This is a genomic window from Kitasatospora sp. NPDC088160, assembly GCF_044741445.1.
GTDB lineage: Bacteria > Actinomycetota > Actinomycetes > Streptomycetales > Streptomycetaceae > Kitasatospora.
On sequence record NZ_JBIUSS010000032.1, the window covers coordinates 1 to 18,200 of the forward strand.

17 protein-coding genes are annotated in these 18,200 nt (G+C 72.1%); 7 read left to right on the forward strand and 10 right to left on the reverse strand.

The annotated features are described in order from the left end of the window. Positions 1 to 94 precede the first annotated feature (94 nt). Positions 95 to 460 carry a hypothetical protein gene (locus ACIOGZ_RS36445; RefSeq protein ID WP_400989095.1) on the reverse strand — a complete coding sequence of 122 codons (366 nt, stop codon included), beginning with the start codon at positions 458 to 460 and terminating at the stop codon, positions 95 to 97. A gap of 584 nt (positions 461 to 1,044) precedes the next feature. Between ACIOGZ_RS36445 and ACIOGZ_RS36450 the strand changes: the two genes are divergently transcribed. After that, positions 1,045 to 2,199 carry an oxygenase MpaB family protein gene (locus tag ACIOGZ_RS36450; protein WP_400989097.1) on the forward strand — a complete coding sequence of 385 codons (1,155 nt, stop codon included), beginning with the start codon at positions 1,045 to 1,047 and terminating at the stop codon, positions 2,197 to 2,199. A 348-nt stretch (positions 2,200 to 2,547) separates the two neighbouring features. On the opposite strand, the gene ACIOGZ_RS36455 is transcribed toward ACIOGZ_RS36450, so the two are convergent. Next, positions 2,548 to 3,321, reverse strand: coding sequence for a hypothetical protein (locus ACIOGZ_RS36455; RefSeq protein WP_400809178.1), 774 nt, complete (start codon positions 3,319 to 3,321; stop codon positions 2,548 to 2,550). Positions 3,322 to 3,567: 246 nt separating this feature from the next. Further along, positions 3,568 to 5,043, reverse strand: a complete 1,476-nt coding sequence (locus ACIOGZ_RS36460; protein ID WP_400989098.1) for a DUF2079 domain-containing protein — start codon at positions 5,041 to 5,043, stop codon at positions 3,568 to 3,570. Between the two features lie 130 nt (positions 5,044 to 5,173). Here ACIOGZ_RS36460 and ACIOGZ_RS36465 point away from each other — a divergent pair, with 130 nt between their 5' ends. Further along, the gene (locus ACIOGZ_RS36465; RefSeq protein ID WP_400989099.1) at positions 5,174 to 5,848 is read left to right on the forward strand and encodes a response regulator transcription factor; all 675 of its coding nucleotides are present in this window, start codon (positions 5,174 to 5,176) and stop codon (positions 5,846 to 5,848) included. Then, positions 5,841 to 7,307 carry an ATP-binding protein gene (locus ACIOGZ_RS36470; RefSeq protein ID WP_400989101.1) on the forward strand — a complete coding sequence of 489 codons (1,467 nt, stop codon included), beginning with the start codon at positions 5,841 to 5,843 and terminating at the stop codon, positions 7,305 to 7,307. The genes ACIOGZ_RS36465 and ACIOGZ_RS36470 overlap by 8 nt, the downstream gene beginning before the upstream one ends. 96 nt (positions 7,308 to 7,403) lie before the next feature. Here the strand turns inward: ACIOGZ_RS36470 and ACIOGZ_RS36475 are convergent, their stop codons facing one another. Both ACIOGZ_RS36475 and bla read right to left on the reverse strand, forming a co-directional pair. Continuing rightward, positions 7,404 to 8,447, reverse strand: a complete 1,044-nt coding sequence (locus ACIOGZ_RS36475; RefSeq protein WP_400989103.1) for an MBL fold metallo-hydrolase — start codon at positions 8,445 to 8,447, stop codon at positions 7,404 to 7,406. 63 nt (positions 8,448 to 8,510) lie between these two features. Then, positions 8,511 to 9,446 carry a class A beta-lactamase gene (gene bla / locus ACIOGZ_RS36480; protein ID WP_400989105.1) on the reverse strand — a complete coding sequence of 312 codons (936 nt, stop codon included), beginning with the start codon at positions 9,444 to 9,446 and terminating at the stop codon, positions 8,511 to 8,513. Between the two features lie 115 nt (positions 9,447 to 9,561). Here bla and ACIOGZ_RS36485 point away from each other — a divergent pair, with 115 nt between their 5' ends. Together ACIOGZ_RS36485 and ACIOGZ_RS36490 are read left to right on the forward strand one after the other, a co-directional pair. After that, complete coding sequence (locus ACIOGZ_RS36485) at positions 9,562 to 10,509, forward strand: LysR substrate-binding domain-containing protein (protein ID WP_363367787.1); 948 nt, start codon at positions 9,562 to 9,564, stop codon at positions 10,507 to 10,509. After that, positions 10,506 to 11,468: a serine hydrolase gene (locus ACIOGZ_RS36490; RefSeq protein WP_400989106.1), complete on the forward strand. Its 963-nt coding sequence runs from the start codon at positions 10,506 to 10,508 to the stop codon at positions 11,466 to 11,468. Before ACIOGZ_RS36485 ends, ACIOGZ_RS36490 begins: the two co-directional genes overlap by 4 nt. Positions 11,469 to 11,517: 49 nt before the next feature. On the opposite strand, the gene ACIOGZ_RS36495 is transcribed toward ACIOGZ_RS36490, so the two are convergent. Beyond that, positions 11,518 to 11,730: a hypothetical protein gene (locus ACIOGZ_RS36495; RefSeq protein WP_400989107.1), complete on the reverse strand. Its 213-nt coding sequence runs from the start codon at positions 11,728 to 11,730 to the stop codon at positions 11,518 to 11,520. Positions 11,731 to 12,214: 484 nt separating this feature from the next. On the opposite strand from ACIOGZ_RS36495, the gene ACIOGZ_RS36500 reads away from it, so the two are divergent. After that, positions 12,215 to 12,571, forward strand: a complete 357-nt coding sequence (locus ACIOGZ_RS36500; protein WP_400809198.1) for a beta/gamma crystallin domain-containing protein — start codon at positions 12,215 to 12,217, stop codon at positions 12,569 to 12,571. Positions 12,572 to 12,737: 166 nt separating this feature from the next. On the opposite strand, the gene ACIOGZ_RS36505 is transcribed toward ACIOGZ_RS36500, so the two are convergent. From ACIOGZ_RS36505 to ACIOGZ_RS36520, 4 genes are all read right to left on the reverse strand, one after another. Then, positions 12,738 to 12,923 carry a hypothetical protein gene (locus ACIOGZ_RS36505; RefSeq protein ID WP_363630749.1) on the reverse strand — a complete coding sequence of 62 codons (186 nt, stop codon included), beginning with the start codon at positions 12,921 to 12,923 and terminating at the stop codon, positions 12,738 to 12,740. 351 nt (positions 12,924 to 13,274) lie between these two features. Further along, on the reverse strand, positions 13,275 to 14,195 hold the full coding sequence (locus tag ACIOGZ_RS36510; protein WP_400989109.1) for a CAP domain-containing protein: 921 nt from the start codon (positions 14,193 to 14,195) through the stop codon (positions 13,275 to 13,277). A 532-nt stretch (positions 14,196 to 14,727) separates the two neighbouring features. Continuing rightward, positions 14,728 to 15,852, reverse strand: a complete 1,125-nt coding sequence (locus ACIOGZ_RS36515) for an RCC1 domain-containing protein (protein ID WP_400809204.1) — start codon at positions 15,850 to 15,852, stop codon at positions 14,728 to 14,730. Positions 15,853 to 16,187: 335 nt separating this feature from the next. Continuing rightward, on the reverse strand, positions 16,188 to 17,309 hold the full coding sequence (locus tag ACIOGZ_RS36520) for a basic secretory protein-like protein (protein ID WP_400989111.1): 1,122 nt from the start codon (positions 17,307 to 17,309) through the stop codon (positions 16,188 to 16,190). Positions 17,310 to 17,741: 432 nt separating this feature from the next. Between ACIOGZ_RS36520 and ACIOGZ_RS36525 the strand changes: the two genes are divergently transcribed. Beyond that, entirely contained in the window at positions 17,742 to 18,020 is a 279-nt protein-coding gene (locus ACIOGZ_RS36525; RefSeq protein WP_363581299.1) for a hypothetical protein, read from the forward strand. Positions 18,021 to 18,200: the final 180 nt, after the last annotated feature.

Sequence of the window (18,200 nt, forward strand, 5' to 3'; positions counted from 1 at the left end):
TATCCGCTCACTCGCAGGCGCCTTGACCTGCCCCACCCTCGCCACACCACAACCAACGAGACACCGACCACAAAGTCACCGGCATTGGGCCTAGCTAGGCGGCGACCTGGCAGCCCTCGCCGAAGCCGTCGCGGTCCAGCACCACCTTCCGGGCCGGGGTGAACTTCGCCCACTCGGCGTCGCACAAAGCCGCGTCGCACAGAGCCGCATCGCCCTGACGCCCGCCGCTCTGGACGATGGCGAGCCGGGCGTAGCGGCCGACGACCCGGGAGGCATTGCGGCTCCTCTCGGGGTCGCCGAGCCACTTCGCGGCCCACTCCGGGGTGCCCGCAACAGGCGACGCCGAGGCCGACACGGGCACGGCGGCCGTCGCCGGCGCCCCGCTCGACGTGCGGGCCGCTGCTCCCCCGAGCGCGACGATCACTGCTGCTGCGGCGACAAGCCGTTCCCCCGTGTTCATGGTCAGAGAAGGTAGTGGGGCGTACGAACCTTCCGGGCCGCCGGGCAGGCCCTCACCCGGCGGCTTCCCTGGCGGGCCCGGGCTCGGACTCCGGAGCGTTCGCCGCGATCTCGGCCCACAGTCCGGCCGGGTACAGGCCGATCCGCAGGGCGATAGGCGGACGACGGGACCGGGAGCACGCCTAGAACTACACCCCGGGCCACGAGCCCCGACCCGGATACGGCACCCGGCCCCAGCAGCTGTCCACCAATCCCACAGGGCACTGGCTGCACGCCCTGGACGGAGTGGACACGTGGACGCCCGCCATCGAGGTGCTGCGGGACAGTGTCGTGGCGGCGTCCCGGTAGCACGACAGACGGCCCGCCACCGCGCCTCGCGCCGTGGCCGGATAGGTCCACCGTGGTGCCCTTCACTCGTTCGAGGGAGGGCGAAACGTTTTTTCGCTCAGCTGAGGTACGACGTTCCACAAGAGTCGGAGGCATGCCGCTGCTCGCTGATCCATCTGCCCGGGACGCCATGTCGACCACAGTTCCCGGCACGTGCCGACCGGCGGCTTCCCCCTCAGCGAAGGAAGGAGCCCTTCTGTGGCTTTGACGACTCAGAACGCGACGCAAGAGCTGGAGGCCGCGGGCCAGGCAGGTGACCCGCAGGCCGATCAGCTCGTCTCCGATCTGATCGACCACAAGGAAATCGACGGCGTCAACGCCCTCTTCCGCACCATCGGGACGCTCAAGCCCGGTCAGGACCTCTCCCAACTGCCCCAGCGGCTGGCGGACTTCCTGCGGGAGGCCGCGGCGCCGCCGCCGGACTGGTCGGAGGCGGACGTCGACGCCGCAGAGGGCTTCTTCGGCCACCACCACGGCGAAGTGACCATGCTCCAGGGCACCGTCGGCCTGATCGGTACCTACCTCTCCCCCACCGGCGCGTTCACGCTCCGCTCGACCGGGCGGCTCGGCGGCGTCAAGGGCCCGGGCCGGCGCCTGTCGCAGTCGTCCCGGCTGTTCCTCGACATGGGCAACAAGAACGCCCTGCGCGACGGCACCCTCGCGGCGAACGTCACCAAGGTCCGCCTGGTCCACGCCTCCGTACGGCAGTTGCACAAGAAGAGCGGCGCGTGGGACTACGCCAAGCGGGGCGAGCCGGTGTCGATCAAATACACCACCGGCGCCTCCTGCGTGTTCAGCGTGCAGATCCTGGAGGCGATGAAGAACCTCGGCATCGACGTCTCCAAGGAAGACGCCCACGGGTTCATGTGTGCCTGGCACTACGTCAACCACTACCTCGGCACTCCCGAGCGGTGGCAACTGCCCAAGGACGCCGACCTGGTCACGCGCATCTGGAACCAGGCGCGCAACGACGAGTGGAAGAAGTCCGAGGACGGCGTCTTCATGACGCAGCAGGCCGTCGACTTCTACAAGCAGTTCTACCCCGGCCCCACGCACGACGCGCTCATGGCCCTGGTCCGGCACGCGCTCACCGACGAGTACGCCGACATGGCCGGCGTGCCCAAGGGCGTCCTCGACCTCGCCTCCGGTCCGCTCGCCGCCGGCCACGGCGTGGTCAGCGGCCTGGGCGGCGGGCTCCTCGGCGGTTCCGTCCAGAAGACCACCGGAGTCAACCCCTACAAGGACGTCCTCGGCATGGCCTCCAAGACGTTCAACGAGATCCAGAAGTTCGCGCTCACCCACGACCAGGACGACCAGCCGCAGATGCACCAGGAACTCGGCGACGACCGCTGAGCACCGCACGCCGTGCCCCGCCGACCCCACAGGTCCGGGCGGGGCACGGCGTGAACCACCCCATGGCGCAGCGGAACGGCTCGGTTTCCAGGGGAAGCACAAGGTGGCGCTGTCTCCCGGGGCCGTCACCCAAACCGCCTTCTGCTGCCGGTCCAGGGTCCCCAGCACCGGCGACTGCGGGGCGGCGGCCGCAGACCGGACTCGCGCCGCCTCCATGCCGGACACCGCCTGACCGATAGACGGGAACCCGCCGGGCTCATCCCGGCGCCGTTTAACCGCCCCGGTTTCGATGTCATCTTCTTGTTTCGACACGTCGTCAGCGCTGCCGGTTCCTCTTCCGGCCGACTGTCACGTGTCAGAACGACGTCGGAGCCATGCCGTGGCCAGCATTCCCAGAACCACCAGCAAACCGCCGACCGCGATCCCGATGTGCTTCGCGCTCAGCAGACGGTTGTTCCTGCCTTCAGCCGCAGCATCGCGCGGAGGAGGGGGGATGGTGGCCCCGGAGCTGGGAGTCTCCGGCCCAGGCTGGCCGTCTTGGGGATTGTCCCCTGCTTGGGGCGACGGGGAGCCGGACGCGCCGCTCCCGTCGGCAGCTCCACCCCCGTACGGAGGAGCGCCGTCACCGCGGTCACCGTCGTCGTGCTTGTCGATGCAGTGGGCAGCCGGGAAGGAGAAAACTCGCTCGTGGCGGTCGAATGCCTTCACCACGAAGAGCGGGTGCTCCCTGAAGAAGTCACGAATCTGCCACTCGTACTGGTTGCTGGTCTGGGTGGGATAGTTCACGTCCAAATACGTTGAAACATTGAAGCTGTCCCACGGTGCTGCCGGCGACGAGGGTGAGGATGACGCGTCCCCCTGGAGAACGAGAGCCTCCGGCCCGTGTCGGCCGTTCTTCAGGATGATTCTGAAGTTCTGGTCGATGAGTACGACACGGCGGGAACTGTGGCAGTCACGCAAGGGATTGTGGTCATGGTGTCGCCCCTCCCCATCCCCGTCCTGGAGCCACATGGAGCCGAACGCATGCCGTGCGGACGCCTGCGCAGCGACGTCCGCCAACGGAGACGCAAGGGCGATTACCGCACCCGCCAGCGACGCTGCGACCCGGGGACGACGATTCATCCAACGACCTCCATGGGTGGCGAACGCGCTGGACCGCCTGCTGGGCGACGCATCCGAATCTCAGAAGAAGTTAAGAGGAGTCGACTCGTCATATCGTGAACATCTCGGGGGAGCCCTCCTTTTGTCACTCAGCCGCAGCAGTTCCGGGAGAAGGAGGTAGGGCATGGGCCGGTCCGGGCACCGTGACCGGCCTCCCTGGCCTCCCCGGCCCCACCGGCAGCGCCGCTGGGCCGCTGGGCCGCCTTGTCATTCCCGCGCGCCGAGGTGGTAGACGGTGACACCACCGGCGCTCGCGACGGGACGGTAGCCGGCGGCGGGGAGGGCGCGAAGGGCTTCGGCCTCCTGACCGGCGGGGAAGAGGCCGTCCCGCGGGTGGTCGGGGGCCGCGACCCAGTCGGGCTTCGCGCCCGGGCCTCCGGGGTAGTACGGGAAGAGGAAAACCCGCGTGCGGTCGGTGAGTTGGGGTGCGATGCCGTTGGCGGCAGCCACCTGCGCACCGTCCGGGATCACCCGCAGCACCCCGCGCACGGCATCGGCCGTCGCGTCGCGCTGCCAGGTGGCGGGCCGGGCCAGCTCGGCGAGGGGGCGGAAGGGCAGGGCGGCGGCCGTCACCGCGAGCCCGACGGCCACGAGGCCGCAGGCCGTCCACCGCCGCAGGCCGTGCCGCGCGCGGAGCCGGGCCAGGGCGTCGGCGAAGGCGAGGAAGACGATCGGCATCAGGACGGCGCCGTAGTGGAAGCCCGTCCCCCAGTAGGCGGGGTTGGTGGACCAGAACCGCCAGCCCAGCGTCGGCAGGGCGAGCAGGATCAGTGGGGAGCGCAGCGCCAGGAACGCGGTGGGGGCCAGCAGCACGGCGACGGTCCCCCACTTCTGGGCGGGCAGGAGCAGCCTGGTCACGGGGTCGCCGACCGGGCCGTCCACGTTGGAGAGGTAGGTGTAGACGCCGTCGGGATTGAGGGCCGGGATGACGACCAGCACCACCAGCGCCACGGTGGCGGCGGCGAGCGCGACGACGCCCGCGCCGAGTCGGCGGCGACCGTGCCAGAACAGGTAGCAGCCGACGGCCACGACCGTCGCCGCCAGGTCCTCCTTCACGAGCAGCAACGGCAGCGCGCACCACGCGGCCGCACGCCACCTCCGCAGCGTCAGCCGCTCCAGGGCGAAGGCCAACAGCGGTACGGCGAAGGCGATTTCGTGGAAGTCGAAGGCCACCGTCTGCTGCAGGCCGACCGACAGGCCGTACCCGACGCCGATGCCCGCGCCCGCCCACGGACCGGCCGCCCGCGCCGCCACCCTGGTCACCGGGACGGCGGACACGGCGAGCAGCGCCGCCTGGGCGACCAGCAGGGTCATCGGGGAGGGGAAGACCCGGTAGAGCGGTGCGAGGGTGGCCAGGATCGGGTGGAAGTGGTCCCCGAGCAGGTGGAAGCCCGGCCCCTTCAGCTCGGAGACCGGCGCGCGGCCCTCGGCGTAACCGCGGACGGCCTGCTCGAAGATCCCCAGGTCGAAGCCGGACGTCCGCAGGTGCAGATGGCGGGAGACGGACAGCGCGCTGTAGGCGGCGAACAGCACGGCGGCGAGCGCCCAGGGCAGCAGGACGGTCCGGCCCGGCCGCGGCGGCTCGGGCAGCGGCCGGGATCCGGGCCGGGTCCGCAGCTGGGAGTGGAGCTGGGACTGGGGTGCGACCGTGGCGCGGGGTGCGCGGGTCAGGGTCAGGGTCACGGGGCTCACCTCGCGGTAGGGCGGACGTGGGGCGACCCCCGAAGCGTCCGACCCGCCCTCTGAAGATCCGCTGAAAGAGCCTGAAAGCACCTTCAGGAACCGCGACACCCCCCGTGACATGCTGAGACTCATGCGCGTACTGGTGGTGGAGGACGAGACCCGGATGGCCGACGCCCTCCGGGACGGGTTGGAGGCGGAGGGCTACACCGTGGACGTCGTCCACGACGGCCGCTCCGGCCTCTGGTACGCGCGCACCGGCGACTACCGGGCGATCGTGCTGGACGTCATGCTCCCCGGCCTCAACGGCTACCGGGTCTGCGCCCAGCTGCGCCAGGAAGGCATCACCACCCCGATCCTGATGCTCACCGCCAAGGACGGCGAGTACGACGAGATCGAGGCCCTGGACACCGGCGCCGACGACTACCTCGCCAAGCCCTTCTCCTATCCGGTCCTGGTCGCCCGGCTGCGCGCCCTGGTCCGCCGCGGCGGCGCCGAGCGCCCGCCCGAGCTGACCGTCGGCGACCTGATCCTCGACCCCGCCGACCGCTCCTGCCACCGCGCCGGCACCCCGGTCGCCCTCACACCCCGCGAGTACGCCGTCCTGGAGTGCCTGGCCGAACGCCCCGGCGAGGTCGTCGCCAAGACCACCATCCTCGACCAGGTCTGGGAGAGCGGCTACGAGGGCGACCCGAACATCGTCGAGGTGTACGTCAGCGCGCTGCGCCGCAAGATCGACGTCCCGTTCGACCGGAACTCCATCGTCACCGTGCGCGGTACCGGCTACCGGCTGGACTCCCGTGGCTAGGCCGCCGCGGCTGCTGCGCTCACTGCGCTCGCTGCGGGCCCGTTCCGCGGCGGCCGCCGGCCTGGCCGCTGCCGCCGCCTTCACCGCGGGCGCGTTCTGGCTCAGCCACAGCCTCTACGACTCCCAGTCGGACGACGCGAAGGCCGCCGCGCAGGCCCGCCTCGACGTGGCGGTCGCGGACATGCGCACCGGCCACGTCCCGGCGAGCGGGCTGCTCGGCGGCGACCGCGCCTACGCCCTCGTCCTGGACTCCGGCCGGCTCCTGGAGGTCAGCCCCGACCTCGAACCCTTCCGTGCCCAGGTCGCCGCCCAGCTCACGCCGCTGCCCGAAGGCGAGCAGGTCTCCCGCACCCTCACGCTCGGCGCCCCGGCCGCCGGCACCGCGAGCCGTCTGGCCCACCACACCCTCCCCCTGTACGGGCAGAGCGCCGGCGGCATCGACGGCTACTCCCTGCGGTCCGGCTTCGGCGAACCCGACCGGGGCGAGCGCACCGTCACCGCCTACCTGCTCGTACCGCCCTGGGACGCCGAACGCGTCCAGGAATCCGTCCAACGGCTGCTGCTGGTCGCCGGGCCCTTCGCCGTCCTGCTGGTGGCCGCCATCGCCTGGGCGGTCACCGCCCAGGCGATGCGCCGGGTCGAGGCGATCCGCGCCCAGATGGCCTCCATCACCGCCCAGCACCTCGACCGGCGCGTCCCCGTCCCGCCCACCGCCGACGAGATCGCCCACCTCGCCACCACCACCAACCAGACCCTCGAGAAGCTCGACTACGCCGTCACCGCCCAGCGCCGCTTCGTCGCCGACGCCTCCCACGAACTGCGCAGCCCCCTCGCCGGACTGCGCACCTCCCTGGAGGTCGCCCTCACCCACCCCGACCGCACCGACTGGCCCACCGTCGTCCGCGCCGCACGCGCCGACACCGTCCGCCTCCAGCACCTCGCCGACGACCTGCTCCTGCTCGCCCGCCCACCCCTCGCCGCACCGGCCCACCACACCCGGGTCGAACTCACCGACCTCGCCCGCGACGTCGCCGCCGAACTCCCGCAGGGCACCAGCCGGATCACCGTCCACGCCGACCGCCCGCTGGAAGTCCCCGGCAACGCCGCCCAACTCCACCGCCTGCTCCGCAACCTGCTGGAGAACGCGCTGCGCCACGCCGCCGACCGCGTCACCGTCACCCTCACCGAGGACCACGGCCCCGACGGCCAGTGGGCCGTCCTCGAAGTCCTGGACGACGGCCCCGGCATCCCCGCCCCCGACCGCGAGCGCGTCTTCGCCCCCTTCACCCGCCTCGACGAGGCCCGCACCCGCGACACCGGCGGCGCCGGACTCGGCCTCGCCATCGCCCGCGACCTGGCAACCCGCCACCACGGCACCCTCGCCCTCGCCGACTCCCCCACCGGCGCCCGCTTCCTCCTCCGACTCCCCCTGCCACCACACCCCGCCCGCACTCCGTGAGCCCCGCCCGGACCAGCCGCTCACCGGCGATCCCCCCGGCTCCACGCCAGGAGGTCGAACTCACCGGCACTGCCCCTGGCCGGGCGATCCGGACGGTCAGCAGCAGGTGTGCGGTGCCGCGACGGCCCGGGCCGTCGGCGCCTCGGCGTCGGCGATCCGGCCGCGCAGCATCGCGTCCATGACCGCCATGTACCGCTGCGTCCGGGGGCCGCCGAGGAGGAAGGGGTTCGCGGCGCCGGGCGGCTGGCGGCGCAGTTGTTCGGCGCGTTCGAGGCCGTGGTCGTTCGGGTGGTTGGAGAGCTCGACCTCCACGTTCGCCCGGCGCATGACGGCCCGGAAGGCGTGGACGGACGCGAGGAAGGTGCGCAGCTCCTCCGCCGTCGAGGGCGGGTTGAGGCCGCCCCACAGCATCGCGCTGTGGTGCCGGCGGCCGGCCCGGACGGGGATGACCGGGGAGACGGTGCCGGGGGTGTGGCCCGGAGTGTGGTGCAGCTCGATCGTCGTGCCGCCGAGCGTGAGCTGCTCGCCGTCCGCGATGTCGAGGTCCCGGGCGGGGGCGTCGGCCGGGCGGGTGCGGGCGAGGAGGTCCCAGTCGGCCGGGGACATGTGCACGCGGGCGCCGTAGCGGTCGGCGACGGTTTGCGCGCCGCCGAAGTGGTCCGAGTGGCCGTGGGTGAGGACGACGTGCTTGATCGCCGCCGGATCGGCTCCGACCGCGCGCAGCCCGGGGACGATGATGCCGTCGGCGTCGGCCGGGGAGGTGAGTGCGTCGATCAGCACGATGCCGTCGTCCGTCAGCACCGCCATCGCGGAGACCCAGCCCGCGCTCAGGAGCACGAGGTTGTCGAACAGCTTGACGGGCGCCGGCGCGGGCAGGTCAGGAAGGTCGGAGCCGGGGGTCAGCGCCGCCACCAGGGCACGCAGCACGGGGTCGTCGCCGGCGAGGCGGCGGGCGCGGTCATAGTGCGGGCGGGAGGCGGACGGCGTACCCGCGGAGGTGGAGGCCGGGGCCGACGCGGCGGCCGGGGCCGAGGCGGCGATCGGCACGGCTCCGGCGGCGATGCCCAGGGCGGCGAGCTGGGCGAAGCGGCGTCTGGTGAAGTCGGCGTCCGTGGCGGTCCGGCGGGTGGGGTGGATCACGGCGGTCGGGGCTCCTGGTGGTCGGGGCTCTTGGCGGTCGGGGGTATTGGTGGTCGGGGGTGTTCAGCCGAGGGCGCCGACGACGGTCTTCGTCGCCTGGGCGATCAGCGCGTCGTCGGAGGTGGCGTCGGCCTTGCCGCGGTCGGACATGACGACGATCACGACCGGGCTCCGGCCGCCGGGGGGCCATGCGACGGCGACGTCGTTGCGAGTGCCGTAGCCGCCGTTGCCGGTCTTGTCGCCGACCTTCCAGTCGGTGGGCACGCCCGCGCGGACGTAGGGGGCGCCGGTGGTGTTGCCGATGAGCCAGTCGGTCAGCAGTCGGCGCCGGTCCTCCGCGAGGACGTCGCCGAGGGCGTAGCGGCGCAGGTCGGCGGCGAAGACGCGGGGGGCGCTGGTGTCGCGGGTGTCGCCCGGGGTCGCCTCGTTGAGGGTCGGCTCGGTGCGGTCGACGCTGGTGGTCGGGTCCCCGAGGTCGCGCAGCGACTGCTGGACGGCCGCCGGACCGCCGAGCTCGGCCATGACGAGGTTGGCGGCGGTGTTGTCGCTGTACTGGATCGCGGCGGCGGCCAGATCACGCACCTTCATGCCGGTGGCGACGTGCTGCGAGGTGATCGGCGCCCACGCCAACACGTCCTCCTGGCGGTACGCGACCACCTTCTCCAGCTCCTCGTCGGAGGCCTTGCGCAGCAGGGCGCCGGCGGCGAGCGACTTGATCGTGGACGCGAACGCGAACCGCTCGTCGGCCCGGTAGGCGATCTCCCGGCCGCTGCCGGTGTCCACCGCGTACACGCCGAGGCGGGCGTCGAACTGCTGCTCAAGTCCCTTGAAGGAAGCGCTCGTCGTGTCCGTCGAAGGCGTCGCGCTGGATGCCGGGGCGGGTGTGCCGGCAGCGGCATGGCTACTGAGTCCCGCAGAGCCGCACCCGCTCAGCAGGGTGGCCGCGAGCAGGGCCACGGCGGGCAGCGCGGTACGGGGGCGGCGAAGGGCAGGCGTCATCGGTGGTCTCCCAGGTGGTTCGTGTCGTCACCCTCAGCTAAACAGGCCGCCGGGCCATCAGTCCAAGACCACTATGGTGAAGAGATCGATATGAGAATGCCTATGATTGCTGGCCATGGACCTGTTGGGGCACCTACGCCACTTCCGCGCTGTCGCCGAGGACCGGCACTTCGGCCGCGCCGCCGAGCGCCTGCGGATCGCCCAGCCCTCGCTCTCCCAGCGGATCAAACGTCTGGAGCGCGAGCTCGGCGTGACCCTGTTCGACCGCGGCCCGCGCGGAGTCGAGCTCACCCCGGCGGGCCTGCTGCTGCTCGCGGAGGCGAAGGAGGTGCTGGAGAGCACCGCCCGCCTCCTCGCCACCGCCGCCGACCTGCGCACCGGCCGGGCGGGCACCCTGCGCGCGGCCGTGCCGCCCGAGTTGGGGCCGGCCGTCCTGGCCGCGCTGCTCACCGGCTTCGAGAGCGCCTCCCCCGGCACCCGGCTCGAACTGCGGGAACTGCCGGTCGCGGTCATGGCGCGCGAACTCGCCCAGCACACGGTCGACGTCGCCGTCGTCCGCCACCCGTGCCCGGCCGCCGGGCTGGCGTTCGGGCCGGTCCTGCACCAGCCGCTCGGCGTCCTGCTCGCCGCCGGGAGCCCGGACGCCGACCGCCCGGAGCTGGCGGTGGCCGAACTGACCGGCCGGCGCCTGGTGTTCTTCCCCCGCGCCACCGCCCCCGCGCTGTACGACGAGATGCTCACCACCCTGACCCGGCACGGCTGCACTCCCGAGGCCGTCGTCGACCCGCCCGGCCCGGACGTCGCGGGCGCACTCGTGCTCACCGGCAGCGCCGTCGCCCTGGTGCCACGCACCGCGCCGCCACCGGGTACAGTCTGGCGTCCGCTGACCGGCACCCCGCTGGCCTGGCGCACCTCCACGGCCTGGCCGACCGGGAGCGGCGGCCCCGCCGTCCGGCTGTTCGCCGAGGCCGCCCACGAGGCGCTGACCGAACACGGCGGCCTCCTGCCCCAGCCGCCCAACCCCCCGCTCTTCCCCCGGCCCGCAATGGAGTTCCCGCTGTGACCAGCGACCGCGCCCACGGCAACCGCGCATCCGGCTACCGCCCCGCCGGCGCCCGCACCGCACGCGCCCGCATCGCCGCCGCCTTCGCCGACGCCGGCGTCAGCGGCCGGCTGCACGCCCGCGACCTCGACACCGGCACCGAGATCGCCCTCGACGCCGACACCCCGGTCAGCACCTCCAGCGTTCACAAGCTCTGCCTCCTGGTCACGCTCTTCCGCGAGGCCGCCGCCGGACGGATCGACCTGACCCGCCAGGTGGACGTCCCCGCCGCCGGCCGAACCTCCGGGGGCACCGGCCTGGCCGCCATGCTCGACGCCGCCCGGCTCTCCCTGCGCGACCTCGCCTACCTGACCGTCGCCGTCAGCGACAACGCCGCCGCGGACGTCCTCTGGGACGAGATCGGCCTCGACACCGTCAACCGCACCATGGCCGACCTCGGCCTGCCCCGCACCGTCGCCGTCCACAAGCTCCGCGACCTCATCGCCGCCCTCGCCGAGGACACCGGCCGCGACTCCCCGGTCGACCCCGCCGTCGTCGCCCGCCTCAGGGTCCTCGACCCGGCCTTCACCAACCGCAGCACCGCCCGCGACATGACCACCCTGCTCGCCGCCCTCTGGCACGGCGACGCCTGCCCCGGCGAACACGGCGCCGCCCTCCGCCGCCTGCTCGGCCTCCAGGTCTGGCCGCACCGCCTCGCCTCCGGCTTCCCCTACGACGACGTCCGCGTCCACGGGAAGACCGGCACCCTCCCGACGCTGCGCCACGAGGTCGGCGTCGTCGAATACCCCGACGGCGGCCGCTACGCCCTCGCCGTCTTCACCCGCGCCGCCGCCACCACCATCACCCTCCCCGCCGCCGACGCCGCCATCGGCACCACCGCCCGCCTCGCCGTCGACGCCCTGCGCGCGATGGCGGCCGGGAGGGACGACGGCCCGTCAGCAGATCAACCGGTCCGGTGACCTGCGAGCTCACGCAACGAGCTCGGCTCGCGGTTCAACTCCCGGCGCCCTATCGAACGCTGTGGTTCAGGATGATGGTGGTGTCGTCGGCAGTGGTGTACTCCAGGGTGCCGTCGCCGGTGATGGTCCGGTAGGCGCCGGTGCCGCCGACGATCGCCACCGGGAACTGCCTTCCGGGGTTGGGGACGGTGCGTTCGTGCATGGTGCTCACGTGCACCTCCCCGCCGGCCAGGCGCAGGATCGCCTTGTCGTGGAACTTCATCGGGCGGTCTCACGAGGACATCGTCCAGGCTCGCGACGAGTGGCAGGCCGCCACCGACCGCTTCGGCGCCGTCCAGGGCTACCCGGGCAACCACCTCCCCGCCCCGGAGCTCCCCGGCAACACCCGGCAACACCCGACACGTCATGCACGAACTCGCCAGCCCCACCCCCCTCTCCCAGCCAGGTGCCCCCAACACCTGTCGCGCGCGGTCGACGGTCGGACCATCACCCCACGTCAGAGCGGCCGGTAGGCGATCTCGGTCGACGGCCCATCCGCCCGGCCCCGGAACCACTCGCGACACACCAGAACAGCGCACCCCACGCCTCGCCGAAAGTCCGGATGGAAATGACCGAGAACACGTAAGGTCGAGGTTCGTTCGATTGACCCTCACAAAGGCGGTCTGGATACTGATCGAGCACGACGCAACCGAAACTCGTTGCGAAGCGGACTCCGATTCGACATTTTATCCGACTGAGGAGAATCCATGATCTCGAAAGCGAAGAAGGTCGTGAGCTCGATGGCGATGGCCTTCGCCGCGGCGGCCACGCTCACCGTGGCCGTGCCGTCCGGCACCGCCTTCGCCATCGACCATGTCCAGTGTGACGGGAGCCGCAATGACTTCCTGAAGATCTGGTCGCACCTCGACGGCCGTGACAGCGTCGACTGCTACGCGAACGGGGGGACGATCGGCTTCGGCGGGTGGTGGATCGACCGGATCTCCACGGGGAACAACGACTTGGTCTACTCCGATACCAACGGCGACTCGGTGAGGGTCAACCGCTGGACCGACATCACGTACCCGAACCGCCCGCCGAGGGTCAACTCCATCCAAATCCTCTGACGAACCGGCGGAGCGGGACCCGAACGGAAATTCGCCCGGCCGCATCACCGCAAGTCCCCGCGGCGCTTTGATCGCCGTCGAATTTTCTGTGACGTGAGTTCGCTCAATTCCGGTCCACCGGCGCCGGCCATGCCCTCCAGGGGCTGGCCGGCGCCGGCATGTGGTGTCACGGCTGCCCGCCGAGCCCCAACTTCCGGACCCCGAAAGGGGAGAAGACCATGTGCGCGGCCCAACCGCGGTGAATCAGCGCGATCTGCGAGGGCACCGGCATCACCGGGTACAGCTCCCTGCCCCGCGACCAGTTCGCGAGCAGGCCCTCCGTGGTGTCGACCGCCGAAACCAGCATCGTCACCTGGAGGTCCCCGTCACCCCAGGTGTTCCACAGGGCCCATCCTTCGGGCCTGGCCTCGACCCCGAGGCGCGAGCACACCTCCTCGTAGCTCTCCCCCCACGCTCTCCGGCATCGCCCCGGGCCGCGGGATCGCCACCCCGGCCAGCTTCACCTCGGACCGGTCCGCCTCCTCGCCGCGGCAGCCGTCCCCCGGGAAGTGGTAGTGCCGGATCTCCCGGGCCAGCCGCGCGCGGTCTGGTCGTACACCTCGGTACGCCGGCCGGCCTCCCGGAAGTGCCGTCACTGGCGGAGGCTCTGGCCGGGGCCGCTCCGCCGGGTGGAGCGGCCCCGGCGGAGCGGTCGCGGCGGGGGTCAGCGGGTGCTGAAGTCCGCGTTCCAGGAGGCGTTGCCGGTGCGGGCCAGGCCGACCTCGTTGTAGTCGCCGAGCATGATCCCCAGGTGAAGGGGCGACCTGATCCAGCCGTCGACGGCGGCGTCGATGTCGGTGGGGCCGTAGAAGGCGATCTCGCCGAATCCCCTCCCGGTGTAGCCGAGGTTGCGCGCGATGCCGTTCGAGTCGCAGAAGTGGCCGGAGACGCGGCGCTGGTCCATCTGGTCGGCGTTGCACTTGGCGGCCTGGGAGAGCGTCTGGTTGAGGCGCACCGCCGGCTTGCCGTTCTGGGCGCGCACGGTGTTGAGCCGGTCGAGGAAGCGCTGCTCGACGGAGGTACCCGGGCCCGGGCCGGTGCCCGACCCGATCAGGTCGAACCGCTGGGACATGCTGCCGTCGCAGTTCTCGACGGTGACCTCCTGGTCGAGGCCGTGGTAGGTCAGACAGCGGTTGTCGCGGGCGTTGTGGAGGTAGGTGCCGCCGCCGGCGACGGGCTCCAGGGTCCACTGCTGGTTGGCGCCCGCCCACCAGTGGATGAACTGGGTGGACCGGCCGTCGTTGGTGTCCATCTCCAGCACGCGCTCGGTGCCGTTGACGTTGCGGGCGAAGTCGACCCGGTCGCCGGGCTTGTTGGAGATCCAGAACGAGGTGGAGGCGTTCTGGTAGTTGCGGGCGACGATCCGGGAACCCTCGCCGTCGGCGCTGGCCAGCGAGTTGTGGTTCTGGTGGTCCTGGATCGTGATCATCTGCTCGACCACGGCGGCGTTCGCCGGCGCGGCGAGCAGCGTGATGCTGCTCGCGGATATGGCGGAGACGGCGAGCGCCAGGCCTGCCAGCCGGGTGCGGCGGCGGGTGCCGGTGCTCGGGCGGGGGCGGAGGGTCCGGGCGGACGGGTGGGACACGGGGATCTCCTGTTGTCGGTGGACCGCGTGCGGATGCGACTGCGGAACGCGGTCAGGACACCAGGACTGGATTGACGATCGATCAGCAGCGTGTTGACGAACAGGGTGTGCGTCGTCCATGGAGGCGGCGCGGAGCTCGGGTGGACCCCGCCCGCATGAAGGCGCCAGGGTGAACGCGGGCAGGTGAACGCGCCGCCGCGCCCCGGCACGAGCGGTGCCGGGGCGCGGTACGCAGCGGAGGAGAACGGGCCGACCCGGTCCCGCCCGCCCACACGTGTGTCAGCCGGACCGTGCTGCCGTGGGGGGGGGCCGGGGGGGGGCGGCGGCCCCGCCCCGGGGGGCGGGGGGGGGGCGGGGGGGGCCCGCCCGCGGGGGGGGGGGGGGGGGGGGGGGGGGGGGGCGGGGGGGGGGGGGGCCGCCCCGCGCCCCCCGCCCCCCCGCCCCCCCCGCGCCCCCCCCCCCCCCCGGGGCCCCCCCCCCCCCCCGCCGCGGGCGGGGGGCGGGGGGGGCCCCCCCCCCCCCCGCGCCGGGTTCAGTTGGCCAGGCTGAAGTCGCCGCCGAGGGGTGCGGCGATCTTGTCGACGCCGGTCAGCGCGGTGAGCGAGGTGACGGGGGTGCTGCTGTCGGTGGTGGTGCCGTTGCCGAGTTGGCCGGAGCCGTTGTTGCCCCAGGAGCGGACGGTGTTGTCGCCGAGCAGGGCGATGCTGTGTTCGCGGCCGCCGGCGATCAGTTGGATGCCGGTGAGGCCGGGGACCTGGACGGGGGTGATCCGGTAGTCGGTGGTGCCGTCGCCGATCTGGCCGGAGGTGTTCCGGCCCCAGGCCTTGAGCTTGTTGTCGCTGTCGGTGACGGCCAGGCTGTGGTGGGCTCCGGCCGCGATCCCGGAGACCCCTCCGAGCCAGCTGCCCTGGGTGTCGACCGGGGTGAAGCGGCTGATGGTGGTGTTGTCGCCGAGCTGGCCGGTGGCGTTGTAGCCCCACGCCTTCACCGCGTTGCCGCTGGTGGGCTTGGTGGAAGTGCTCGGCGGGCCGACCAGGGCCAGGTTGTGGTCGGCTCCGGCGGCGATCCGGGTCACACCGGTCAGGTTGTTCACCGGGGACGGTACGTTGCGGCTCGCCGAAGTGCCGTCCCCGAGCTGGCCGTTGATGTTGTAGCCCCAGGCCCACACGGTGCCGTCCTCGCGCAGCGCCAGACTGTGGTTGAGTCCGGCGGCGATCGCGATCACCTTGTTGAGTCCCTCGACCCGGACCGGGACGCTGCTGTCGGCGTTGGTGCCGTTGCCGAGCTGGCCGTAGTTGTTGCGCCCCCAGGCGACCACGGTCCGGTCGGCGAGCAGTGCCAGGCTGTGCACTCCGCCCGCGGCGACGTCGGTGGCATCGGAAAGATTGACGACCTGGCCGGGCGCGTTGTGGCTGAACACCGAGCCGTCGCCGAGCTGCCCCGACCCGTTGGCGCCCCACGTCTGCACCGTGCGGTCGGTCAGCAGGGCCAGCCCGAAACCTGCGGTGGGGCCACTTCCCCCGGCGGCGATCTTCACCACCTCGGCGCTCGTCAGCCCCAGCACGGTGGTGGCCGTCGTACGGATGTCCGTCCAGGTGCCGTCGCCGAGCTGACCCGCGCGGTTGTTGCCCCAGGACTTGAGCCGCTTCTCCTGCACTTCATCTCCTCATCGGGTGTGCTGTCACTCGGGAACGCGGCCTCGCCGGGCGCTGCCGCGGAGGCTGCCACGAGGACGCGGCGATGCCGCCTCCCGACAGACCGCTCCTGCCCGGCCCTCTCCGCGAGCTCTCGAACGCATCATCGGGGACGAGCGATCAGAACTCGGGGCCCCAATCTCGATCTTCACTCGAAAAGGTGACCTTCCGGTGTTTCCAGGCGCGCCGGGCCGTCTCGCACCGCGCACACCCGCCCCTTGGCGGCGCTCCTGACGTCAACACGACGGCCCGGCACCTCGTGGGTGCCGGGCCGTCGGGTGGGGTGTGGGGGCGCGGGTTACTTGGGCATCTCGTTCCAGAGCTGCTGGGCGCTCTTGCCAGTGAGCTGGACCCAGATCTGCTCGTTGTAGTTCGTGGTGTTCAGCAGGTGTGCCAGGTCGGGCTTGTTGTAGGCCTTCGAGACGTAGTCGATGAACCGGGCGGTGGCCTGGTAGCCGCTGTCGTAGTTGGAGTCCGGGCCGAAGTGCTGGGCGCCGGTGCCCGGCTGGAAGTTGTAGTCGCGCACCCAGTCCGCCAGGCCCTCGCCCAGCCACCACTTGCCGGAGAACGGGCTGTCCCAGACCGCGACGTGCACGGCCTCGTGCACCAGGAAGCCGGTGTCACCCTGGTTGCCGCGGGTGTAACCGATGTTGACGTGGACCTCCTTGACGCCGTTGCTGGGGTTCACCGTGGTGAACGCGGGGTAGTCGGTCAGCTTCGGGTCGAAGATGATCTTGAAGTAGCTGGGGGCGGCGAAGGCTCCCTTGGTGATCAGGTTGGAGATCGTCGGGTAGTAGTCCGCGACGGTCCTCTTCTGCTGCTCCAGCCACGGCCCGAGGTCCGGGGCCTGCGAGTAGTCGAGGTCGATGGTCGGGCGGCCGGCGGTCGGCGGGGTGGTGGCGCCGTTGCGATCGAGGTTCCAGGACTGCGCCGGGTCCCCCGCGTTGCAGGCGGCCACCTTGGCGTTCAGGTCCGCGCCACGGGCGAGGCAGAGGGTGCTGTCCGAGACGCTGTGCAGCAGCCAGGCCCGGCCGTTGCCCATCGAGGTGTTCTCCAGCCACCACTTCTGATTGTCCGCGCCAACGTAGTTCCAGGCACCGACGGTGTTCTTGCCCCGGTCCCGGTCGACGGCGTTGTTGGTGCCGGGCACCTTGACCGACCAGGTGCCGTTGCCCTCGTCCCTGACCGTCCAGACCTGCTGGGCGGAGGACTCGTTCCAGTCGCGGACCACCACGTTGGAGGCGTTGTTGCGGCTGTCCCACTGGAGGGCGCCGCCCGCGTAGCTGGAGATGCGGTAGTCGGCGCCGCTGGACGGGAGCGACTCGGCCGCACTGGCGGTCCCGGCGCCGAAGGCCATCCCGGACACGACGGTCGCGGCGGACAGGACGACGGCGGCGGCGGCCGTACGACGGGTGATCATCTCGGGGTTCTCCTCTCGGGCGGCTCCCCCCTGGAACCGGCCTGCGGTCATGCCACCGGGCCCCGGTAGACGCGGCGTCAACGCTCCCGTCAACGGGTGCGTTGACGGGCCGTCGGTCCGGTGGTGTTCACCCGAAGGTCCAGGCCTTCTGCCAGGTGGCTCCTCACTCGCGGATGCCCGCGCTTTCGACCGCCCGCCGCCGGTGTCGCCCGCCGCCGGTGTCGCCCGACAGCGACAGCGGCGCTGTCACGCGGTGACATGCCGCGCACTGACCGTCGGATCCGTGCCAGGCCCGGCCAACGCGAGCCCCTGAGGGGCAACGCGACTCGCCGGAGGTCGGGTGCCTTCGTCCTCGGACTCTGGCACGCTCGGTGTGGCGAGGTCGAGTCGAGTGGTCGTCCCATCACCAATGTTCCGTACGAGGAGGCATAGTTGACGCTGAGGAAGAAAGGGTCGCGCCTGATCACCATCGACGAGGTGGTGTACCGGTGGCGGGTACACGGTGGTGTCCGCTGCTGCATCGCGTGCGCATGGGGCCGGTCCGGTTTCGCGGTCCAGCGGGTCGACCAGATGGGCCCGGTGCTTCTGGCAGCCACGTCAGCGTTCCCCGTCGTGCCGTCCATCGTCGAGGCGGGAGTGCGCACCGCGCTCGATCAAGGATGGCAATCTACCGGGGCAGGGCCCGCTTTCCGCCTGCGGGAGCTGGTTTAGAGCGGAGGCGAAGGCCGCGGTCTGCGGCATCGGATCGGCCACCGGCAGGTCGACACGACTCCGTGTAGAGCGACGCGCTCGACCACCCGACCAGGAGCGGCGCAGCCGGGAGCGGCTGCCGACCGGACGGCGACGGCGCCTGCTCCACCCGCCTGTCCGTGATCGGGTCCGATGGCAGGA